Origin of the sequence: Vibrio sp. 1557 (genome assembly GCF_033340175.1) — a bacterium.
GTDB classification, from domain to species: Bacteria; Pseudomonadota; Gammaproteobacteria; order Enterobacterales; family Vibrionaceae; genus Vibrio; species Vibrio alginolyticus.
Genome location: NZ_JAWOVZ010000123.1, coordinates 1 through 1435, shown reverse-complemented (window position 1 = coordinate 1435; position 1435 = coordinate 1). Strand labels below are relative to the sequence as shown.

Here is a 1435-nt window from a genome sequence, read left to right as displayed (position 1 = left end):
GACAAAGGAGATCGCTTTCACCGAGTGGAATTCCGTCAGAATGGAATACACCAAGGTCGCCAACGCCAGTATCATCATCAACCATTGCCACTCAAACGTACCAAGCACAGCAATAAACCAGCACAGTTGAAACCAAGTGGACGCAATCAACACTCTCATAATTGTTATGGGCGCTGGAAAGTCATGTGAACGGCGCTGATCGTACGTGCAAGAAAACCGCCTTCACAATAACTAAGGTAATAACGCCACATGCGGACAAACCGGTCATCGTACCCAAACCCTCGCACAGCATCCTCTGCGCGGTTAAAACGGCGATGCCACTCATTCAGTGTTTTTGCGTAGTCTAGGCCGATGTCAAACAAATCACGAACTACCAAATCACTGTGCTTAGTGGTCGCTTGTGTCAAAGACGTCACCGACGGCAAGAAACCGCCAGGGAAAATGTATTTCTGAATAAAATCGACATTGTTGCTGTAATAGTCGTAGCGCTGGTCCGCAATCGTAATCGCTTGGATAGCCATCCGGCCGCTAGGCTTTAATAACGACTCGCATTTTTTGATGTAGGGAGCTAAGAACTGTTTCCCCACGGCTTCAATCATCTCGATAGAAACCAATTTATCGTACGTCCCAGTAAGGTTGCGGTAGTCTTCTTTAAGTAAAGTAATTCGATCGGCTAAACCTCGTTGTACGATTTGCTGTCGAGCATACTCATGCTGCTCTTCCGAAATGGTCGTTGTTGTCACGCGGCAACCGTACTGCTCAGCCATGTATATCGCCATCGCCCCCCACCCTGTGCCAATCTCAATCACATGGTCGGTAGATTGAAGATCCAACTGCTGGCACAAGCGTTCCATTTTATTGATTTGAGCTTGCTCTAAGGAGTCGACACTTGTGTGGTAAAGCGCTGATGAGTACAGCATATTGGTATCTAAAAAAGCTTCATACAAATCATTGCCTAAATCGTAATGAGCATGGATGTTCTTCCGAGAGTTTTCTTGCGAGTTTCGATTCGTCCAATGGCTAAACTTGTAAAGTAACTTGGTAAGCCAACTACCCTGCTCCTCAAGCTTATCAAGGGCCCGCATATTTAGCGCCATCAGCTTCATCAATGCCGTTAAATCTGGGCTGTCCCACCAGCCATCCATGTACGCCTCACCGGCAGCGATGCTACCGCCTTGTAATATTCTGGAGTAAAAACCTGGGTGCTTAACCTCAATGGTCGCAACGACAGGTTGGCCACTGTATTCTCCGTTTGGCGCAGTAAAACGTTCACTGCGCTCCTTTGTCTCAGTATGAAACGATTCAATAATGGTTAAGCAACCCATTTCCATCTTTTGCAGACATTGAAAAATAACTCCGCGAGCCGCTTTCTGAGTCGTCGTCAGTTTGTGCGGCAATGTTATAGAAGTCGTATTTAACATGCAGAATTCTCCTT

At 46.6% G+C, this 1435-nt stretch carries 2 protein-coding genes; both read right to left on the bottom strand.

What is annotated here, in order from left to right:
- Positions 1-159: DUF2878 family protein (locus tag R7070_RS25160; protein ID WP_318141391.1), on the bottom strand; the 159-nt coding region annotated here is incomplete at its 3' end.
- Between the two features lie 5 nt (positions 160-164).
- Complete coding sequence (locus tag R7070_RS25155; RefSeq protein ID WP_318141390.1) at positions 165-1421, bottom strand: cyclopropane-fatty-acyl-phospholipid synthase family protein; 1257 nt, start codon at positions 1419-1421, stop codon at positions 165-167.
- Positions 1422-1435: the final 14 nt, after the last annotated feature.